The organism is Flavobacterium poyangense, assembly GCF_011751075.1.
In the GTDB taxonomy this organism is placed as follows: Bacteria; Bacteroidota; Bacteroidia; order Flavobacteriales; family Flavobacteriaceae; genus Flavobacterium; species Flavobacterium poyangense.
Genome location: NZ_JAALLN010000008.1, coordinates 1 through 17,976, shown reverse-complemented (window position 1 = coordinate 17,976; position 17,976 = coordinate 1). Strand labels below are relative to the sequence as shown.

The 17,976-nt window shown below is 35.0% G+C and carries 14 protein-coding genes; all 14 read left to right on the top strand.

Going from position 1 to position 17,976, the window contains the following annotated elements; all coding sequences use genetic code 11:
• Positions 1-9 precede the first annotated feature (9 nt).
• The gene (locus G3A47_RS13880; RefSeq protein WP_166923286.1) at positions 10-345 is read left to right on the top strand and encodes a hypothetical protein; all 336 of its coding nucleotides are present in this window, start codon (positions 10-12) and stop codon (positions 343-345) included.
• Between the two features lie 24 nt (positions 346-369).
• The gene (locus G3A47_RS13875; RefSeq protein WP_166923284.1) at positions 370-2,172 is read left to right on the top strand and encodes a cytochrome P450; all 1,803 of its coding nucleotides are present in this window, start codon (positions 370-372) and stop codon (positions 2,170-2,172) included.
• A 64-nt stretch (positions 2,173-2,236) separates the two neighbouring features.
• Positions 2,237-3,547, top strand: a complete 1,311-nt coding sequence (locus G3A47_RS13870) for an NAD(P)/FAD-dependent oxidoreductase (RefSeq protein WP_166923282.1) — start codon at positions 2,237-2,239, stop codon at positions 3,545-3,547.
• Between the two features lie 35 nt (positions 3,548-3,582).
• Positions 3,583-5,856, top strand: a complete 2,274-nt coding sequence (gene fabD, locus G3A47_RS13865; RefSeq protein ID WP_166923280.1) for an ACP S-malonyltransferase — start codon at positions 3,583-3,585, stop codon at positions 5,854-5,856.
• Between the two features lie 26 nt (positions 5,857-5,882).
• A complete protein-coding gene (locus tag G3A47_RS13860) occupies positions 5,883-7,202 on the top strand; it encodes an NAD(P)/FAD-dependent oxidoreductase (protein WP_166923278.1) in 1,320 nt (439 codons plus the stop codon).
• Between the two features lie 20 nt (positions 7,203-7,222).
• Positions 7,223-7,456, top strand: coding sequence for a phosphopantetheine-binding protein (locus G3A47_RS13855; RefSeq protein ID WP_166923276.1), 234 nt, complete (start codon positions 7,223-7,225; stop codon positions 7,454-7,456).
• Positions 7,457-7,467: 11 nt separating this feature from the next.
• A complete protein-coding gene (locus G3A47_RS13850; RefSeq protein WP_166923275.1) occupies positions 7,468-8,727 on the top strand; it encodes a beta-ketoacyl synthase N-terminal-like domain-containing protein in 1,260 nt (419 codons plus the stop codon).
• A 24-nt stretch (positions 8,728-8,751) separates the two neighbouring features.
• A complete protein-coding gene (locus G3A47_RS13845) occupies positions 8,752-9,999 on the top strand; it encodes a hydroxymethylglutaryl-CoA synthase family protein (protein ID WP_166923274.1) in 1,248 nt (415 codons plus the stop codon).
• The gene (locus G3A47_RS13840; protein WP_166923273.1) at positions 9,996-10,778 is read left to right on the top strand and encodes an enoyl-CoA hydratase/isomerase; all 783 of its coding nucleotides are present in this window, start codon (positions 9,996-9,998) and stop codon (positions 10,776-10,778) included. Before G3A47_RS13845 ends, G3A47_RS13840 begins: the two co-directional genes overlap by 4 nt.
• Positions 10,766-11,512 carry a polyketide synthase gene (locus tag G3A47_RS13835; protein ID WP_166923272.1) on the top strand — a complete coding sequence of 249 codons (747 nt, stop codon included), beginning with the start codon at positions 10,766-10,768 and terminating at the stop codon, positions 11,510-11,512. The genes G3A47_RS13840 and G3A47_RS13835 overlap by 13 nt, the downstream gene beginning before the upstream one ends.
• 84 nt (positions 11,513-11,596) lie before the next feature.
• Positions 11,597-12,568: an acyltransferase domain-containing protein gene (locus tag G3A47_RS13830; protein ID WP_166923271.1), complete on the top strand. Its 972-nt coding sequence runs from the start codon at positions 11,597-11,599 to the stop codon at positions 12,566-12,568.
• The gene (locus tag G3A47_RS13825; protein WP_166923270.1) at positions 12,558-13,298 is read left to right on the top strand and encodes a 4'-phosphopantetheinyl transferase family protein; all 741 of its coding nucleotides are present in this window, start codon (positions 12,558-12,560) and stop codon (positions 13,296-13,298) included. The genes G3A47_RS13830 and G3A47_RS13825 overlap by 11 nt, the downstream gene beginning before the upstream one ends.
• On the top strand, positions 13,298-13,942 hold the full coding sequence (locus G3A47_RS13820; RefSeq protein WP_166923269.1) for an MBL fold metallo-hydrolase: 645 nt from the start codon (positions 13,298-13,300) through the stop codon (positions 13,940-13,942). Before G3A47_RS13825 ends, G3A47_RS13820 begins: the two co-directional genes overlap by 1 nt.
• Before the next feature lie 1,286 nt (positions 13,943-15,228).
• Positions 15,229-17,394: a hypothetical protein gene (locus G3A47_RS13815; RefSeq protein WP_166923268.1), complete on the top strand. Its 2,166-nt coding sequence runs from the start codon at positions 15,229-15,231 to the stop codon at positions 17,392-17,394.
• Positions 17,395-17,976: the final 582 nt, after the last annotated feature.

Sequence of the window (17,976 nt, the reverse complement as noted above, 5' to 3'; positions counted from 1 at the left end):
TTCATCACAATGATAGTATCAGTAACAAAAATAAGAACCAAGTCCCTATTGACATCCATGTCATTGTTTGGTGTAGAGTACAGATTAAAAAAGCAAATGAAAGAAGCTAAATGTTTGAAATATAGAAGTCTGAAGTTGTTTAGAGTCGCGTATACGATGACATTATGGAGAGATCATGAACACATGTTAGAGTTCAGAAACAATGGAGAACATAAAAAAGTAATGAAAGACATTGCTAAAATAGCTGTATCTGCCGCTTATATTTCTTATGAATCAGACAAAAAACCATCATGGAGATTTGCTGTAAATATGTTAAATAAAAATGGAAAGAAAGTAAATTATTAATTCAGCCTTACTAAGATATAAAATATGGAAATTAAAAAAGAGTTTAGTCCGATCAGATTAGTAAATGTTAGTGAATTGAAGGATAAGAATATGATCGGTGTTAATAAAGAGAATGTTGAACTTGTAGTAGTAAACTACCACGATCAGATTAAAATATTTCAGGGGCTCTGTCCGCACGAAAAAGAACTTCTAAGTTTTGGTGAAATCGGCGGAGAACAAAACATTATATGTCCTGCACATCAATGGCAGTTTGACTGTATCTCCGGAAAGAATAAATGCAGTTCAAAAGACGGTTTAAGAATGTTCTATTATGAAATAGTCAACGGAGATATCTTTATTGATAAAAATGAGCTATTGGAACATAAAATGGAGATCGAGAATGTTACAGGGCAAAGACAGATACGTATAAAAACATTAAAAGATTTACCGGGTCCCAAAACCAAACCTTTCTTTGGAAATTCGCTAAGCTTTCTTTCTAAAATGGATAAAGTGCATTTGCAATACGAAGAATGGGCAAAGCAATATGGCTCTTTTTATAAAATTAATGTTAATGGCGAAGATGGTGTAGTAATTTCAGAAGTGTCTATAATAAAAGAAATTCTAAACCAAAGGCCTTATAAATACAGACGTTTTAAAAATATCAGACCCGTATTGGAGGGCATGGAAATTCATAATCTTTTTTCAACAGAAGGAGATGAGTGGAAAAGAAGCAGAAAATATGTAACCCAGGCATTATCAAATAAAGTGCTCAGATCCTTTTATCCGTCTATTCAGGATACCACTAAGGATCTTTATAATCACTGGGAGAACGTATTGAATAAAAACTCTGAGATAGACTTACACGAAGATATTTTCAATTATTCATTTGATATTATATCTCACTTGGCATTTGGTCAGAAAATAGGAACGGTAGGGACTGAGGAAAGCAAAATTCAAAACAATTATAAAAGAGTCATGAACATGATTCAATTTCGTATTGTGATTCCTGTTCAATACTGGAAATTTTTTAAACTGCCTAAAGACCACAAGTTAGATAAAGACCTAAAAGAAATAAAACAAGATATCTGGAGGTATATAGACGAAGCTAAGGAAAGGGTAAAGCTAAATCCGGAATTAAAAGAGAATCCTACAAATTATATTGAAGCCTTGTTGCAGGCGACAGATGATGATGGAGTATACCTGACAGACGATGAGATTTATCCAAGTATATTCGGTACGCTCGTAGCGGGAGAAGATACCACTGCCAATACCATACTTTGGGTACTTCATTATATTACAGACTATCCCGAAGTTCAGAAAAAGATGAGGGAAGAAATCGTTACTGTTCTGGGAGAAGAGAAGTTTTTGCAAACAATGGACGACTCCAATCAATTAGACTATGTAAATGCTGTTATCTATGAAGTGATGAGGTTGAAACCGGTAATTCCTGTTATCGCTTTAACTACAAATGAAGATTGTATTATCGGAGAGTATGAAATACCAAAAGACACTGATGTATTTGTATTATCGCATTATAGAGATCAGGAAAGTTGTCCTTTTTTAAAAAGAGAAGCATTTGATCCGGAACGCTGGGTAGAGAGTAAAAGTGTCACTTTCCATACCAATCAGAGTAATCTTATTCCTTTTGGGCTGGGGAAAAGAATATGTCCCGGAAAATCGTTGGCAATGGTAGAAATGAAAACCATTTTGTGTATGATTCTGAAAAACTACGAAATAAGCAAATCAGATAAAGAAAATAAGGTAGAAGATCATTTTAATACAACCCTTGGGCCAAGTAAATTCAATATAAAACTGGAACGTCTCAATGTAACTGTTGCGGCAGTATAAATTGACTTAAAGTTAAATCGGGTTTGTGTTAGCATAGAGTTTTAAATTTTTTAAAAGAGTAAAAATGAATTATAAAAATGCAATTGTATTAGGAGGAGGAATTTCCGGGTTATTGATTTCTAAAGTACTCAGCAATAAGTATGAAAAAGTAATCATAATCGAAAAAGACGAACTGGAAGACAGACCGGAAGTAAGACAAGGGCAATCACACGGTGGACAGTTTCACGTATTGTTACTTAGAGGGCTAAAGACCATGGAATATTATTTTCAGGGGATTACAGAAGAATTAAAAAACAGCGGGGCTGTAGATTTAGATCTGGGCGACGGTGCATACTGGTATTCTTATGAAGGCGTAAAACAAAATATAACTACAGATATAAATACATTGTTATCCAGTAGAAAATTAATTGATTACGCTGTCCGAAAAAGAGTAGAAAAAATACCTAATGTTCAAATACTGGATAAGACGAAGTATATTGATTTTATTCAAAAAAACGGAAAGATTAGCGGAGTAATCGTTAAAAGTAAAAACAGTAAAGAATATGAACTGGAATCAGATCTGGTAATTGATGCAACAGGACGAGGTTCCTTAACACCTAAGTGGTTAGAAAATAACAATTATCCAAAACCCGAAGAAGAGAAAACGATAGTCAATATCACTTACAAAACTGCGATCTATAGCAGACCCGAAGGAGGACTTCAGAAAGGAAAGATGATGATGTATTCCCCGAAACCGCCTGAGAAAATAGGTGTAGTAATACAGCCCATTGAAAATAATAAAAACCTGGTTTGTGTAGCCGGTTGGCATAGAGAAGATCCTCCTGTTGATGAGGAATTACTTGAATTTGTGAAGCAATTACCTGATAAAACGTTTTATAATGTATTAGTTGATTGTCAGAAAGAGAGTGATTTTGTAGCCTATAAGGTGCCACATTGCTCCAGAAGGTATTTTGAGAAATTAACGGAATTTCCTGAAGGACTACTTCCGATAGGCGATGTTATTTGTAATTTGAATCCAACGCACGGACAAGGTATAACTGCTGCCTGTTTACAAGTAGAAATTTTTGAGGAATTAATGAAGAAGCACGATCCTGCAAAAATGTCAAAGATATATTTCAAAAAAATAGCTAAGATCATAGATCAATGCTGGAGTGCCTCGGCCTATGAAAATTTCAGGTACGAAGAGACCGTAGGTAAGAAGCCTAAAGGCGTAAACTTAATCAACAAATATATGGACGCGATCCATAAGGCAGCCAATAAAAACGGATATGTATATGGTGAGCTTGTAAAGGTTTCTGTGATGATAAAACCTGCAGTAAGTCTGTTTTCTCCCTTTTTTTTATGGAAAGTATTTGCGGCTAATATGCGTAAATAAAATGTTTTTTATCAATTAAAACCAAGAACAAATCGATGAAAGTAATAATGTTTCCAGGACAAGGAGCCCAATACAGAGGAATGGGGAAAAACCTTTTTGAAAAGTATAAAGACAAAATGGAAATGGCTTCAAATATACTTGGATATGACTTAGAAGAATTATGTCTTAAAGATCCGAAAAGGGTACTAAACAATACAGAATTCACCCAACCGGCTTTGTTTGTTGTTAACGCACTAAAATATGAAGAGCAATTTACTTCAACCCGGCCAGATTACCTTATCGGTCATAGTTTAGGCGAATATAATGCTTTACTGGCAGCAGGAGCGTTTGATTTCGAAACAGGCGTGCGAATTGTACAAAAGAGAGGCACTTTGATGGGAGAAGCTTCGGGAGGATCTATGGCTGCTGTTTTAGGATTAGATGAAATTGTTTTAAAAGAAAAGCTGAAAGAAGGAGGATATACAACTATAGATGTAGCTAATTTTAATACACCTACGCAAATAGTAGTATCAGGTCCCAAAGATGCTATTGATGAAGTGGTAAAAGATTTTGATCAGCAAAATATCAAAATTGTTCAATTGCAGGTTACGGCACCCTTTCACTCCAGATACATGCAAAGCGCAGTAGAAGAGTTTGATTATTTTATTCAGAAATTAGAATTTAATAGTCTTAAAATTCCTGTAATTTCAAATGTTACAGCCAGAAATTATGAGCAAAACCAAATTAAAGATTTGCTTAGCAAACAGATAGCAAGTTCTGTACAATGGGTAGATTCTATTCGTTTTCTAATGGGTAAAAATGTGCAGGAATATGAAGAAGTAGGAGGAGACAGATTAACCAAAATGGTGGAACAAATTAAAAGCTGCTGTTCGCCTATTTATGAAGAAACTAAAGAAAAAGTAGTTCTTACTACTGAAAAACAACTAAAAAAGGAAATAACAGAAACGGCTAAAACTCACAAAACAAATACGTTGGGGAGCAGTACATTCTGTGAAAGATACAATACGCCTTATGCTTATGTAGCAGGTGGACTTCATATGGGAATAGCTTCAACTGCGATGGTACTAAAAATGGCAAACTCTAAAATGTTAGGTTTTTTGGGAACCAAAGGACGTACTATAACAGAGATCAACAAAGACATAGAAAGATTGCAGGATCAATTAATAGAAGGAAACCCCTTTGGAGTTAATTTATATCAGGATATTCTGGACCCAAACAAAGAAATAGAATTAGTCAACAGCCTGCTGGAAAGCAAAATAAGAATAATTGAAGCGGGAGGATTTAGCCAAATAACCCTGGCCTTAGCTTATTTTAGAATTGCCGGTTTAGAAAGGAATAGCGATCAGGGTATAAGCTGTAAGAACCATATTATAGCCAAAATTGCAAGACCTGATGTTGCGGAAGGTTTTATGAAACCGGTTCCGGAAAGGTTAGTCAAGAGATTGTTGGATAAAGGTTGGATTACACAGGATCAGGCAGAAATGGCAAGTGAAATTCCTTTAAGTGGAGATATTTGTACCGAAGCAGATCCGGGAGGTGTAACGCACAGAACTGCTGCATTTGTATTGTTTCCTTCTATAAAGAACCTACGCAATCAAATACAGCAGGAATACAAGTATAACGATCCCATACATCTTGGTATTTCCGGAGGAATAGGAACTCCGGAAGCAGTTGCCAGTGCCTTTATCATGGAAGCCGATTTTGTACTCACAGGTTCAATCAATCAATGCACAGTAGAGTCCGGTTTAAGTGAGGTAGCCAAAGAGCTGCTTCAAAATAGCAATGTACAGGATACGGCCTATATTCCCGACGAAGAACTCTTTGAGATAGGAATACAAGCACAGGTTCTCAAAAAGGATGTCCTATTTGCAACACGTGCCAAAAAATTATACGAATTGTACCAGCGATACGACTGTTTAGAGGCAATTCCAAATGATGTAAAAGAACAACTAGAGACTAAGTATTTCAAGAGAACGTTGTCGGAAGTATGGCAAATAGTAAGGAGAGAGTTTGTACAAAGAAATGAAATAGCACAAATAGAAAGTATAGAGGAGCGACCTAAGAAAAAGATGGCTACTCTATTTAAATATTATCTCAGACTGGCCAACCAATATGCATTGGAAGGAATTGTAGAAGAACAATCTAATTTTCAAATACAAACAGGAGCTGCTTTAGGCGCCTTTAATCAATGGGTAAAAGGAACTTCATTAGAAGCATGGCAAAATCGACATGTAGATCAAATCGGAATGAAGATTATGGAAACCGCAGCAGAACTAATAAAAGGCAAATCAACGTTGATCGAAGTATAATTATACAATAAAAAAGATTTAAATATATGAGTACAAATAGAGAACACGCCGTAGTAATTGGGGGCAGTATGGCAGGTTTAGTCGCAGCAAGAGTGCTAAGCAACCATTTCAAAAAAGTAACCATTATAGAAAAAGATAAAGTAAACAATAAGCCCGAAACCAGAAAGGGACAACCTCAGACCAGGCATATTCATTTGCTGCTTGCACATGCGATGAACATACTTTCAAGATATTTCCCTGAGTTAAAAAAAGAATTATTAGAAAATGGGGCCTTAGAATTGGATGTAGGCAATGACTACAGTTGGTATTCTTATGGAGGGTTTAAGAAAAAAGGAACTACGGGAATTACAGCACTTACCATGACCAGACAGCTTCTGGAATATCACGTAAAAAAGCATGTTCTGGATATCGGGAATGTTGCGATTTGTGATGAAACCAAAGTCCTGGAAATGAAAATGGAGGGTGAAAATGTCAAAGGTTTGATATTAGAAAATGAAGGAGTAAGAAATGGTATTGATACTGATTTTGTTGTAGATGCATCCGGAAGAGGAACCAGAGCTTTTAAGTGGTTAAAGCAATATGGATACCCTACTCCGGAAGAGAGTACAATCAAAATCGATATTATGTATATAACCATACTGTTTGAACGTAAAAAAATGCCTCAGGGAAAAAAGATAGAAACCATCAGTTATACCCCTGATGCACCAAAAGAAAAATTAGGGGCTGTACTTATGCCGATTGAAAATGACAGGTGGGTGCTTACATTAATTGGGTTAAGAGGTGCTGAACCACCTCAAAATGATGAGGAATTATTGAAATTTTTGAAAGAACTGCCGATTTCAGAATTGTACGATATTATTTCGGATACAACACGACTTACAGATTTTGTCGTTTATAAATACCCAAATAGTGTGAGAAGACACTATGAAAAATTAAATAAATTCCCCGGTTCTTATTTAGTTTTAGGAGATGCGGTTTCAAGTTTCAATCCTATGTATGCGCAAGGAATGGCATCTTCTATATGTCAGGCAGAAATTTTAGACGAAGTATTGAAAGGTACCCCGTCAAATTCGGAGGTTTTTCGGCCTTATATCAACAAAGTAAATAAAGTAATAGAAGATTTTTGGACCGCAGGAGCTTATGAAGATTTCAGATATCCGGAAACAGTCGGAATAAAACCGGCCGGGCTCAAAGTAGTCAATGGTTATATGAAAAAATTGCAAAAAGCAGCGAACAAAGACACAGAATTATTTAAAGAAATATTAGAAGTAGCAGGATCTTTGAAATCAGGAAAAAAGCTTTTCAGACCCAGAATCTTGTGGAAAGTACTCAAAACAAACTTATAATTTAATTAGCAAATAAGAATATGAAAAATCAGATCATCGAACAAATTAGAGAAAACTTAATCGATATTATCCCGGAATTGGAAGGAACAACAATATCAAATGATGAAACACTACTAAATATTGGTGCAAATTCTATTGATAGAGCCGAATTAATCGCATTAACATTAGAACAATTAGAAAAAGAAATTCCCAGAATAGAATTGGCAGGAGCTCAAACTATCAATGAGTTGGCAGAATTGATTGCCAGTAAATAAAAAAGTTTTATATGAATGCGGATCAGATACATAAAGCTTGTGTAACAGGAATGGGAGTAGTTACCCCTATAGGAATAGGCGTGCCGGCTTTTACGGAAGCTTTAAAAAAAGGCAAATCGAATTTTGCTATAAAAAACTATACTATAGAAGATAAAAACTTCAATTATGTATATGGAAAAGTAGAAAATTTTGATCTCAAAGAAAATATATCAGATAGTGAGTTTGAGGAGCATTGGAAACTAAAAATAAAACGGTTACGCGATATTTCATTAAGTACCGCTTACGGTACGTTTTGTGCTGTAGAAGCCTGGCATCATGCTGGGCTTCCTTCAACGATAGATAAAAGTAAGATTGCTATAGTGGTTGCTGGCAGTAACACACAACAGCAGCATCATAAGGAGATTAGTGATTCTTACAAAAGTAAAATGCAATTCATGAAACCGTCATACGGATTCAATTTTTTGGATAGTGATATGATTGGCGTAGCTTCCGAATTATTTGGGATAACCGGAGAAGGATTTACTGTTGGAGCCGCCAGTGCCAGCGGAAATATGGGAATCATTCAAGCTTGCAGGCTTATAGAAAGCAAAGCGTATGATGTAGTCATGGTAATTGCCCCGATGATGGATTTATCGGTATTTGAATATCAGGGATTTTCGGCTTTGGGGGCTATGCTGCCGATAGTGTCAGAGAAGGACGAAATTCCGCAATACAAACCTTTTGACACCGATCATGCAGGATTTGTGTATGGGCAAAACGCGGGAGCACTTATTTTAGAATCAAAAGAACATGCCCAACAAAGAGAAGCAAACATATTAGGAACTATATCTGGCTATGGAGTTACATTGGATGCCAACAGAAATCCAAATCCTTCTGTAGAAGGTGAAGAAAAGGCGATAGCCAAAGCACTGCAAAAAGCAGGGATTCTGCCCGAACAAATTGATTATATCAACGCACATGGTACAGGATCAAAACTGGGAGATTATACAGAGCTTGAAGCTTTGATTAATTTAGAACTTAAAAACAAACCGATAAACAGTACAAAATCATTAATAGGTCATGGCATTACAGCAGCAGGAACAGTAGAAGCTATTGCAAGTCTGATACAAATGAATGAAAATTTTGTGCACGAAAATCTTAATTTAAAAACACCAATAGACTTCCCAATGGATTGGATACAAAGCTGTAGAGACCACCATTCAATACAATATACATTAAGTAACAGTTTTGGTTTTGGAGGTATAAATACAGCAATTATTCTGGAAGCGTAACCAAATATAGAATCAGAAAAAAATATGAGAGCAGGAATAGAAGCTATAAATATATATTGTGGATCAGCGGCCATAAATGTAGCTGAATTAGCAAAACATCGACAATTAAATATGGAGCGATTTGAAAATTTGCTAATGAAAGAGAAAACAGTCCCAATGCCCTATGAAGACCCGATTTCTAACGCAGTTAATGCAGCCAAACCATTATTGGATGCATTGACAAAAGAAGAAATTGAAAGCATCGATATGTTAATTACTTGTTCTGAATCCGGAATTGATTTTGGAAAGTCAATGAGTACCTATGTTCATGATTATTTAAAACTTAGTAGAAATTGCAGACTGTTTGAACTCAAAAATGCCTGTTATTCAGGTACGGCAGGTATACAGATGGCTATTAATTTTATCCTTTCGGGTACAGCCCCCGGCAGAAAGGTTTTGGTGATCGCCACTGATATTATGAGAATGAGCACAGTAGAGGGAGCTGCTATGGAAATGTCTTTTGTAGAGCCTTCTTCAGGATCAGGAGCGGTAGCCATGTTAATTAGTGACAAACCAAAAATATTTGAAATAGACAGAGGAGCCAGCGGTTATTATGGTTATGAGGTTATGGATACCTGCAGACCTGTTCCGGACAAAGAAGCAGGAGACTCAGATTTATCGCTATTATCTTATCTGGATTGTTGTGAGAATAGCTTCAAAGAATACCAAAAAAGAGTGGATGATGTAGATTATCAGGACAGCTTTCAATACTTGGTTTTTCATACCCCTTTTGGCGGAATGGTAAAAGGCGCTCATCGAAGTAACATGAGAAAATTCAAAAAGGCAAAACCGGAAGAAATAGAAAGTGATTTTCAAGATCGTGTAGCTCCTTCTTTAGAATATTGTCAGAGAGTTGGAAACATTATGGGAGCCACAACCTATTTGGCATTGGTAAGTATGATTGAAAAAGGAAATTTCGAAACCCCAAAAAGAGTTGGGATATTTTCATACGGATCAGGATGCTGTTCAGAGTTTTTTAGCGGAGTAATACATCCTGGAAGTCAGGAGATAATTTCGAACTTGGCTATAAATGAGCATTTAGATCAGCGTGTAGTATTATCTATGGAAGAATATGAAAGTACTTTTACAGTCAACTCAGAAATCAAATTCGGAACAAGAGATTTTAAAATAGACACCACATTGTATCCGGAACCTTTTAGTAAAGTGAAAGGAAAAGAGAAGTTAATCTTTTCTGAAATTAAAAATTATCACAGAATTTACGAATGGGTATGATACAGGAAGATACAATATACAGTACAATTTTAGTAACGCGACAGCGAGAGGTTTTACATATTCAGTTCAATAGACCCGAACAGCATAATAGTATTAATGCTGCAATGGGAAATGAACTTTTGGAGGTTTTGGAAAGTGTAAAACAAAACGCAAAAATTAAAATCATTGTACTGTCAGGTAATAAAAATCATTTCTGTACCGGAATGGATTTTGAAGCCGTTGTCAAGCAAAACAATGAAAGCTTAATAAACCAACAACCGGATCAATATTATAATTTATTAAAAGCAATTAGTGAAATTGATAAGGTAGTAATAGCAAAAGTAGAAGGAAAAGTAAATGCAGGAGGCTTAGGATTAGTTGCAGCCAGTGATATAGTGATAGCACACAGTCAGGCAACTTTTGGTTTATCTGAAGCCTTGTTTGGATTGTTACCGGCTTGCGTAATGCCTTTTTTGATAGAGAGAATAGGTCCGCAGAAAGCCAAATGGTTAACATTAATCACGCACGGAATTACTGCAACACGAGCTTATGAAATAGGTTTGGTAGATGAAGTAGCAGATGAAATCAATAATGAAGTAAGGAAAAATATACTAAGACTAAGTCGATTAGAAAGCAGTACAATTGAAGAAATTAAATCCTATATAGCAAAACTTTGGATAATTAAGGAAGAAACCAAAACGATGGCAGTTGCCAAATTGCAGTCTTTAATGGAGTCAGAAAGGGTGCAAAATAATATAAAAAACTTTGTAGAGAAAGGAGAGTACCCATGGGAGAAGTAGTAAGTATTAAAGAAATTACCAATGACATCGTACAGATTACGATGCAAGACAAAGAGTCAAGAAATACATTTTCTAAAGAACTGATAGAAGGGCTAAAACTGGCTTTTGCTGGTATAAAACAAAAGCAGGAATATAAAGTAGTAATTCTGACAGGATACGACAGCTATTTTTCCTGCGGAGGAACTCAGGATGAGTTACAACAAATATATGATGGTAAATTGAAATTTACTGAATTAGATTTTTTCACAGCACCAATCGAATGCGATATCCCTGTAATTGCAGCCATGCAAGGCCATGCAATCGGAGGAGGGCTTGTTTTTGGGTGTTATGCAGATTTTCAGATTTTAGGAAAAGAAAATATATATACCGCTAACTTCATGAAATACGGATTCACCCCGGGAATGGGAGCAACGTATATGCTACCATTGCGTTTTGGTTCAGTATTAGGTGCCGAGATGCTTTTTACTGCCGAAAGTTATAGAGGAGGAGAATTACAAGAACGAGGCGTATCTTTACAGGTAGTTCCCAAAAAAGAAGTTGTTGCAGAAGCAATAGTATTAGCGAAGAAGTTAGCCGAGAAACCAAGACTCTCTTTAGTGACGCTTAAAAAGCATATGACATCAAAAATAAAAGTACATTTGAAAGAAATATTTGAACAGGAATTAGAAATGCATGAAATAACGTTTCAGCAATCACAAGTCAAAGAAAATATAAATGCCTTGTTTGGGAGGTAAATAAGTAAAATATATTCCATTAGAACAGCTAGGTTGTAATGGAATATACTTAGTAATAAAAAAGGTTAAAATCTTATACAAAGTATGAAAAAGCATAAAGTTGTCTTTTTATTTTCAGGGCAAGGAAGTCAATATCGCAATGCAGGGAAAGAGCTATTTGCTAGCAATGAAGCCTTTAGATCAAGTATTAAAGAAAGCGATTTGATTTTTAAGAAGTATTTGCACAGATCTCTTGTAGAAGAATTGTACAACAAAGCAGATTCAGATTTTGATGAGTTGCTAATTACTCATCCGGCTATTGTCGCAATCGAGATTGCTATGATAGAGGTAATGAAGTCTTACAGTATTTTTCCTGATTATGTTTTTGGCCAAAGCTTAGGCGAGTTTGCTGCTGGCGTTGCAGCAGGTGTTTGGTCAGCTTCGACAGCTATAAAAGCAGCTATGGAACAGTCTAAATCTTTGATCAGAAGTAATATTGAAGGCGGAATGCTTACTGTTATTGATGCTGAGGGACATCATAAATCTAAAACATATGAACAGTATAGTTTGTGTCTGGCCAGTGATAATTTTCAGAGAAGTTTTACCGTATCCGGTACAGCAGCTAATTTAGATCAATATCAAAAAATCTTAAAGAGAGAAGAGATAATACATTCCCGAATTCCGGTAACAGTCCCTTTTCATTCTCCTCTTATTGATGAAGGCTTAAATGATTTTTCCTGTTATATGAAACAAGGTATCGATTTAGAGAATCCCAAAGTGCCTTATGTGTCTGGTTTAACCTCAAATTTAGTAACACACATAGATGCAGACTATTATAATAAAGTTGTAAGTCGCTACTTTAATTTTAGTAAAACAATCAGTTTTGTGGAAGAACTTGGGGCCTGTCTGTATATTGATTTAGGCCCTTCCGGAACTAGCGCTACCTTTGCTAAATATTCAATATCAAAAATGTCAGAGTCGAAAATACAGCCTATTTTGTCTCCATTCGGAAATGAACTTATGCAGTTGGAAAAATTAAACCGTTTAATTTCTAATCGTTCCGACTATGTTATTTGAAGGCACTCTTAAACTTGAAAGAGAAAACTCTGAACATTTAGCCGGATTTGCCATCGTAAAGAAAGAATTGGTCGGTTTGAATGACTGTTTAGAAATCTTGCATTTGGACGAGATAACCTATTTGAACTCTTTAAAATTCGATAAGCGAAAATCCAGTTATTTGTTGGGACGTATAAGCGCTAAGAATGCTTTAAGTAAAATTATCCCGGCGAAAACGTCTATGAATTCTTTTAAAATAGGTTCCGGTGTTTTTCAGTACCCGGTTATTGAGCACCTGTCTTGTTCCGGTTTTCAGGTATCTATTACACACTGTGATACGATTGGTATTTCTTTAGCTTACCCCGAAGCTCATCCCATAGGAGTAGATATCGAAAAAATCAATCCCGCGAAAGTTGACTCTATGATTAGTTTGTTGACTCCGGCAGAAATAACTTTAACAAGCTCTCTTCTGAAGGATAAAGCTTCAGCGTATACATTGCTTTGGACAGTAAAAGAAAGTTTGTCAAAAGTCCTGAGGACAGGAATGATGATTGATTTCAAATATTTGGAAGTAGAATCGATTCATTATATAGATGGATTGTACCTGGCAAATTTTAAGAATTTTGCACAGTACAAATCTTATTCTATAGTTTTGGAATCATATATTGTCTCTATCACCTGTCCCAGACGAACCAATATTGATCTAACAACTTTTGTAAAGTATCTAACTTCTTTAAACCTGCAGATTTGATGATTTATGTGAAACTTTTCGAGGTTACTAATGGCATTTTTAAAAATCAATGTTACCTCGTTCATAATCTTTATGAAGGTATTTTGATTGATCCGGCCTGGGATTATGAGCTTATTAATTCTTATTTAATAGAAAATGGAATAGTATTAAAAGGGGTATTGCTTACTCATGGACACTTTGATCATATTGATCTGGCCGGAAAGTTCTCTGAAGAAAATAACGTTCCGGTATGGAGCTCTAATGAAGATGCAGCTAAATTTCAATTAGAATATGCTAAATTACAATTCGTCTTCCACTTGCAGAAAATTAAAATTGGCACGTTCGAAATAACTCCAATTTTTACTCCGGGGCATACTTCTGGCAGTGTTTGTTATGTAATTGATAACAATGTGTTTTGTGGTGATACTGTTTTTATTGAAGGTGTAGGTATTTGTTCTAAGGAAGGAGCTGAATTTTTGTATGATTCCGTTCAATTTTTAAAAAGCTATCTGCCCGAGAATTCTTTGTTTTGGCCAGGTCATTCCTATGGCCAAGCACCGGGCAAATCGTTGGGATATCTGATGTTGTATAATATTTACTTTCAGTTTGAGTCCAGAAAATCTTTTATCGGTTTTCGAACGCGAAAAAACCAGCCCAATTATTAGAGGGATTTTTACTTAGAAAAGAGATGGCAGTTCTTCGTGAAGAGATTAAAATTGCTTTTTGCAGTCGCAGGACAATGGACATGGCAATAAAAACTGTCGAAGGAGTTAAGCTAGATTTTTACAATTAATTAGTTTATTAAATTCTTTAATGGTTTTATAATTCAAAGTTGAAGGTGTTCTTTTTTTATTGCATCAAATTTTAATGTATTGCTTCTCCCTTTCGCTTTCGTGCGAGCCAAAAAAATCAAGTCTCATTTGTTCTCTAAAAATTAATTTATTACCATAAGAATTAGACAACCTGCTTAATGAAGATCAGGCTGAATATAGACAGGAAAACTGAAAAGCCAAAAGTTTTATACGAAACTATGGAAAGGGTAACCTATAAATTGATCTCTTTTACTGGAATAAGGGGGCTATTTTTGTTGGAATTTACATGCTTGTGGTTTTTGTGTGTATTTTCGTATTTTTAACATTTTTAGTTTGTTTTAAAGATATACCTTTACTAATTTAGACGTTGAATCATTTTTACTTCAGATTTACGGATTCACTATAGTATCAATTTGCCCTCCCCTCCATATAATTTTGTTTAGTTATATGTTTAAATACCACAGATTAAATAATGAAATATTTTTAATAACAGTGTTTTGTATTATGTTGTTTAAAAAATAGGCTAAAATAAGGTAGCAGGCTTGTTTGTTTTAAATAAACAAGTTTGCAAAATTAATACTTTCAAAATGGTAAATCACTATAATATAGCTTATAAGGATTTCATAATTTTATTTTTAGGAAGCACTTTTTAAATCAATAGACTATAAATGATTCACGAGATTGTAAATAATGATAACAATCTATGGAACGAACCGATAGACAGCACTTCAACTGTCTCACAAAAATCTGAAAACTCAAACACAAGGACTATCTCTAAGATACACTATTTAAGAAGCATTTATAAAAGGTGTCAGGAACTAGGTCTGCTTAATAAGGAAAACAAAGAAGAATCTTTATGGAGGAGTAGGTTGAGGATGAATATCGAACCGGAAGCATCAGGGCAAGGAGGGCAAGTTCTATTCGGGAATTAATGCATTCAACTATAGAGAGATTACCAGATTTAGAGACAAGGCAATTGAATGCCAATAAATCGATTAAATCTCCTTTTAACAAAAAAATGAGATTATAGTAAGTGGATTAATGCGTGTTTAAAGCAACTCTCACCAAACTGTTGGTATTCTTATAAAGGTGATTTGTAATTAAAATAAAAAAAATAGTAGTAATCAAAAGTAATTATTATGCCTAATGAAAACAAAACAATTCAACAAACAGCTGCATACGAAGAAGAGATAAATTGGGAGAAGACCAGGAAAGAGCTATTGCAGCTTTTAAAAGAGACATCCCCGGCGATTGACATCGACGTTCATATTAAAGGAAAGATTACTGAAGATAAAATGAGTAGTTTTGCTGAAAATATATTTATAGAGCAAGCTAAAGTCATGGACAAAACATTGAGGAATGAATATGACTACGACCTCGTTGTATGGTTAAATTCCTCAACCAGTAGGGCTCGCTTTTTAATTATTCAGGCAACTGATTACAACGCTCAAGAACTTGGAAAAGTGGTTATGAATGCCAGTCCTCTGGAACGAATCTTAGTGGTAGGCTTAGAAGGGCCAAAGAAAGATGTATTCGAACAAGCAGTAAAAGCGCAATGGCTTGAGCGACTTAAAAACAAGGAAAAAATTAATAAGAATAAAATTAAGGACCATTTTATGAGGAACGGATATACAACAGCTATGTCCGATATCGAATTAATTGAATCTATTTCTTTAAAAGATTTGTTGGGGCCTCATCTTTACATAAATGATATGAATATTTCCTTTGATAAACTATCGAATGATTTTCCTCATTTTCATGTCACCCTGGAGGAAATTTTATGTTTAGGAAAAGACAACGCTCTGAGTGAGCAGTTGGCGTACCTTTCTCTGGAAACTAAATTGCCTTACTTACTGGTTTGCTCAGAACCATTTGGAGTAAACGAAAGTACGTCAAATTATTGGCGCTGTTTTGCTAAAGATTTATCTCAGTTTTTGAACCAGGTAGCTTCTGGAAAATCTGCTTTAACACTATTAGGAAAAGAAACCACAGGAAATGATACCTATGAAAATGTCATATTGTCTGATTCGTTTTTAAACAGTTTTACTATCGATTCTATCAAAGCTACCTTAAAAATGCAGGGTGCTACTGAAGAACATATACAAAGCGTAGAAGAAGACGATATAAATTATTTAAAAAGTTTGTTTACAGATGAAGCATTATATGCAGCAAATGTTTCTCCTCAGGCAATAACAAAAACAGTTTCCAAAGCAAATGCAAAGTTAGGTGCCATGGGGGAATTAAGTGAGGGTAATGCATTGATTTGGAATTTGGCCAATCGTCCTGTGTCTACGGCTAAAGGTGTCGAATTTGCCGTTGCTTCTTTGATGTTGGATGGAGGTAGTGATTTAAATAAGGAACAGCTGGATAAAAAGCAAATTTATAAAATGTTTTACGATAAAATATTGACCGGCGCCATATCATGTGGGAAAACTCCGGATGAAGCATTAAAATTTGCCGCAACAGAGTTGGTTAGTATTTATTCTAAAGTAGAAAAGGAAAATCTTTTCATTCAAAACCTGTTGAAAGAGACTAGTGGAGCAAATAATTGGAGAACTTTAGGTCTTGAAGCTGCAAACAAAGTTAGGAGTAGTAACACTAAAGCTCTTAGTAGTCTAAAAGCAATGCCGTTTATATTTGTAGGTGGACTTCTAATTGGTATTACTGGTTTTGCTTTAGGATTTATATCAGGTATCCCTGCTGCTGTAGGAATCACTTTGGGATCTGTTGGTATGGCAGGATCTGTAGCGTCAACAGCCATTACGGGATACTCAATACGCAAGCAGCGCCAAGCTAGTTCAAAGTATTTACCATTAGCAAATGCATGCTTCGCTAATGCAAATAGTAAGCAATTTGAAGTAAGAGGAGTACGTATGCATGAATTAGAGAAAGGTGTAGCAGACGCATTAAAAAGTTTAAACAATCCTTCCTATAGAGTAGAATTAGCTAATAAGTTATCAGAAAGTGTTACACAAACTATTGCTACAAGTGAGGATATAGTAAAACAAGATAACGCTTCTTCTAATTCAGAAACATGTGTGGTTGATATTGAACCTATGCCGGAAGAAAGAGTTTTCACACCAAATTATAAAGATGAAAACAACGGAGTTGTATTTTTGACAAATAATGGAAGTGGAAAGATTACAACGATAACAGAAGATAGTAATAATAGTAACCTGGTAAAACTAGGCAGTAGTTCAATAGAGAGGCAAAAAGTTAATAAAGAAACAGGCAAAAAGGGACCTAAACAACCTGATGATACGCACTCTAGTAAAGAGAGCCTTGTAAAGATAACGCGGTTGTAATTAATCTCTGTTGTATCTGCGAATGTCAAAAAAAGAATAACAAAAGTCATTGTTATCCAAAAGCTATAATTCTTCAATTCATATTTATTTGAGAAGGAGAGGTTCTTTACTCTGGTAGAAGACAAAGCAGAAAAAGGCGCCAACTGCAGTATTATGTTTTAAAATTAAAATAAGGCTAGATTTAAATAGTTGTGAATTCTATAAAATACAGCTTTCTAAATGTGGTGATTTTATAGAAAATTCAACAAAGTAAGAAAAAGCTTCTTTTATTGAATTTTTATTTTGATTCTAAGTTTTATGTTATCAGTGTGTTAAGAAAAAGTTTAAAAAAAAGTAAAAAAAATGCTGTAGAAAGGCTTGTGAATCTCAATAAAGAGACTACCTTTGCACCCGCTTTGCAACACAAGCGAAACAAAAGAAATACACGTTCGTAGACATATTGAATTGACAGCCGTTTTTTAAGAGTGATCTTAAGAAACAGAAAAAATAAGAGTAATAGAATCGAGAGATTCGAAAAGAACCACTAGAGAACACATCGCAATATAATATAAAAAATATACGATGAAGAGTTTGATCCTGGCT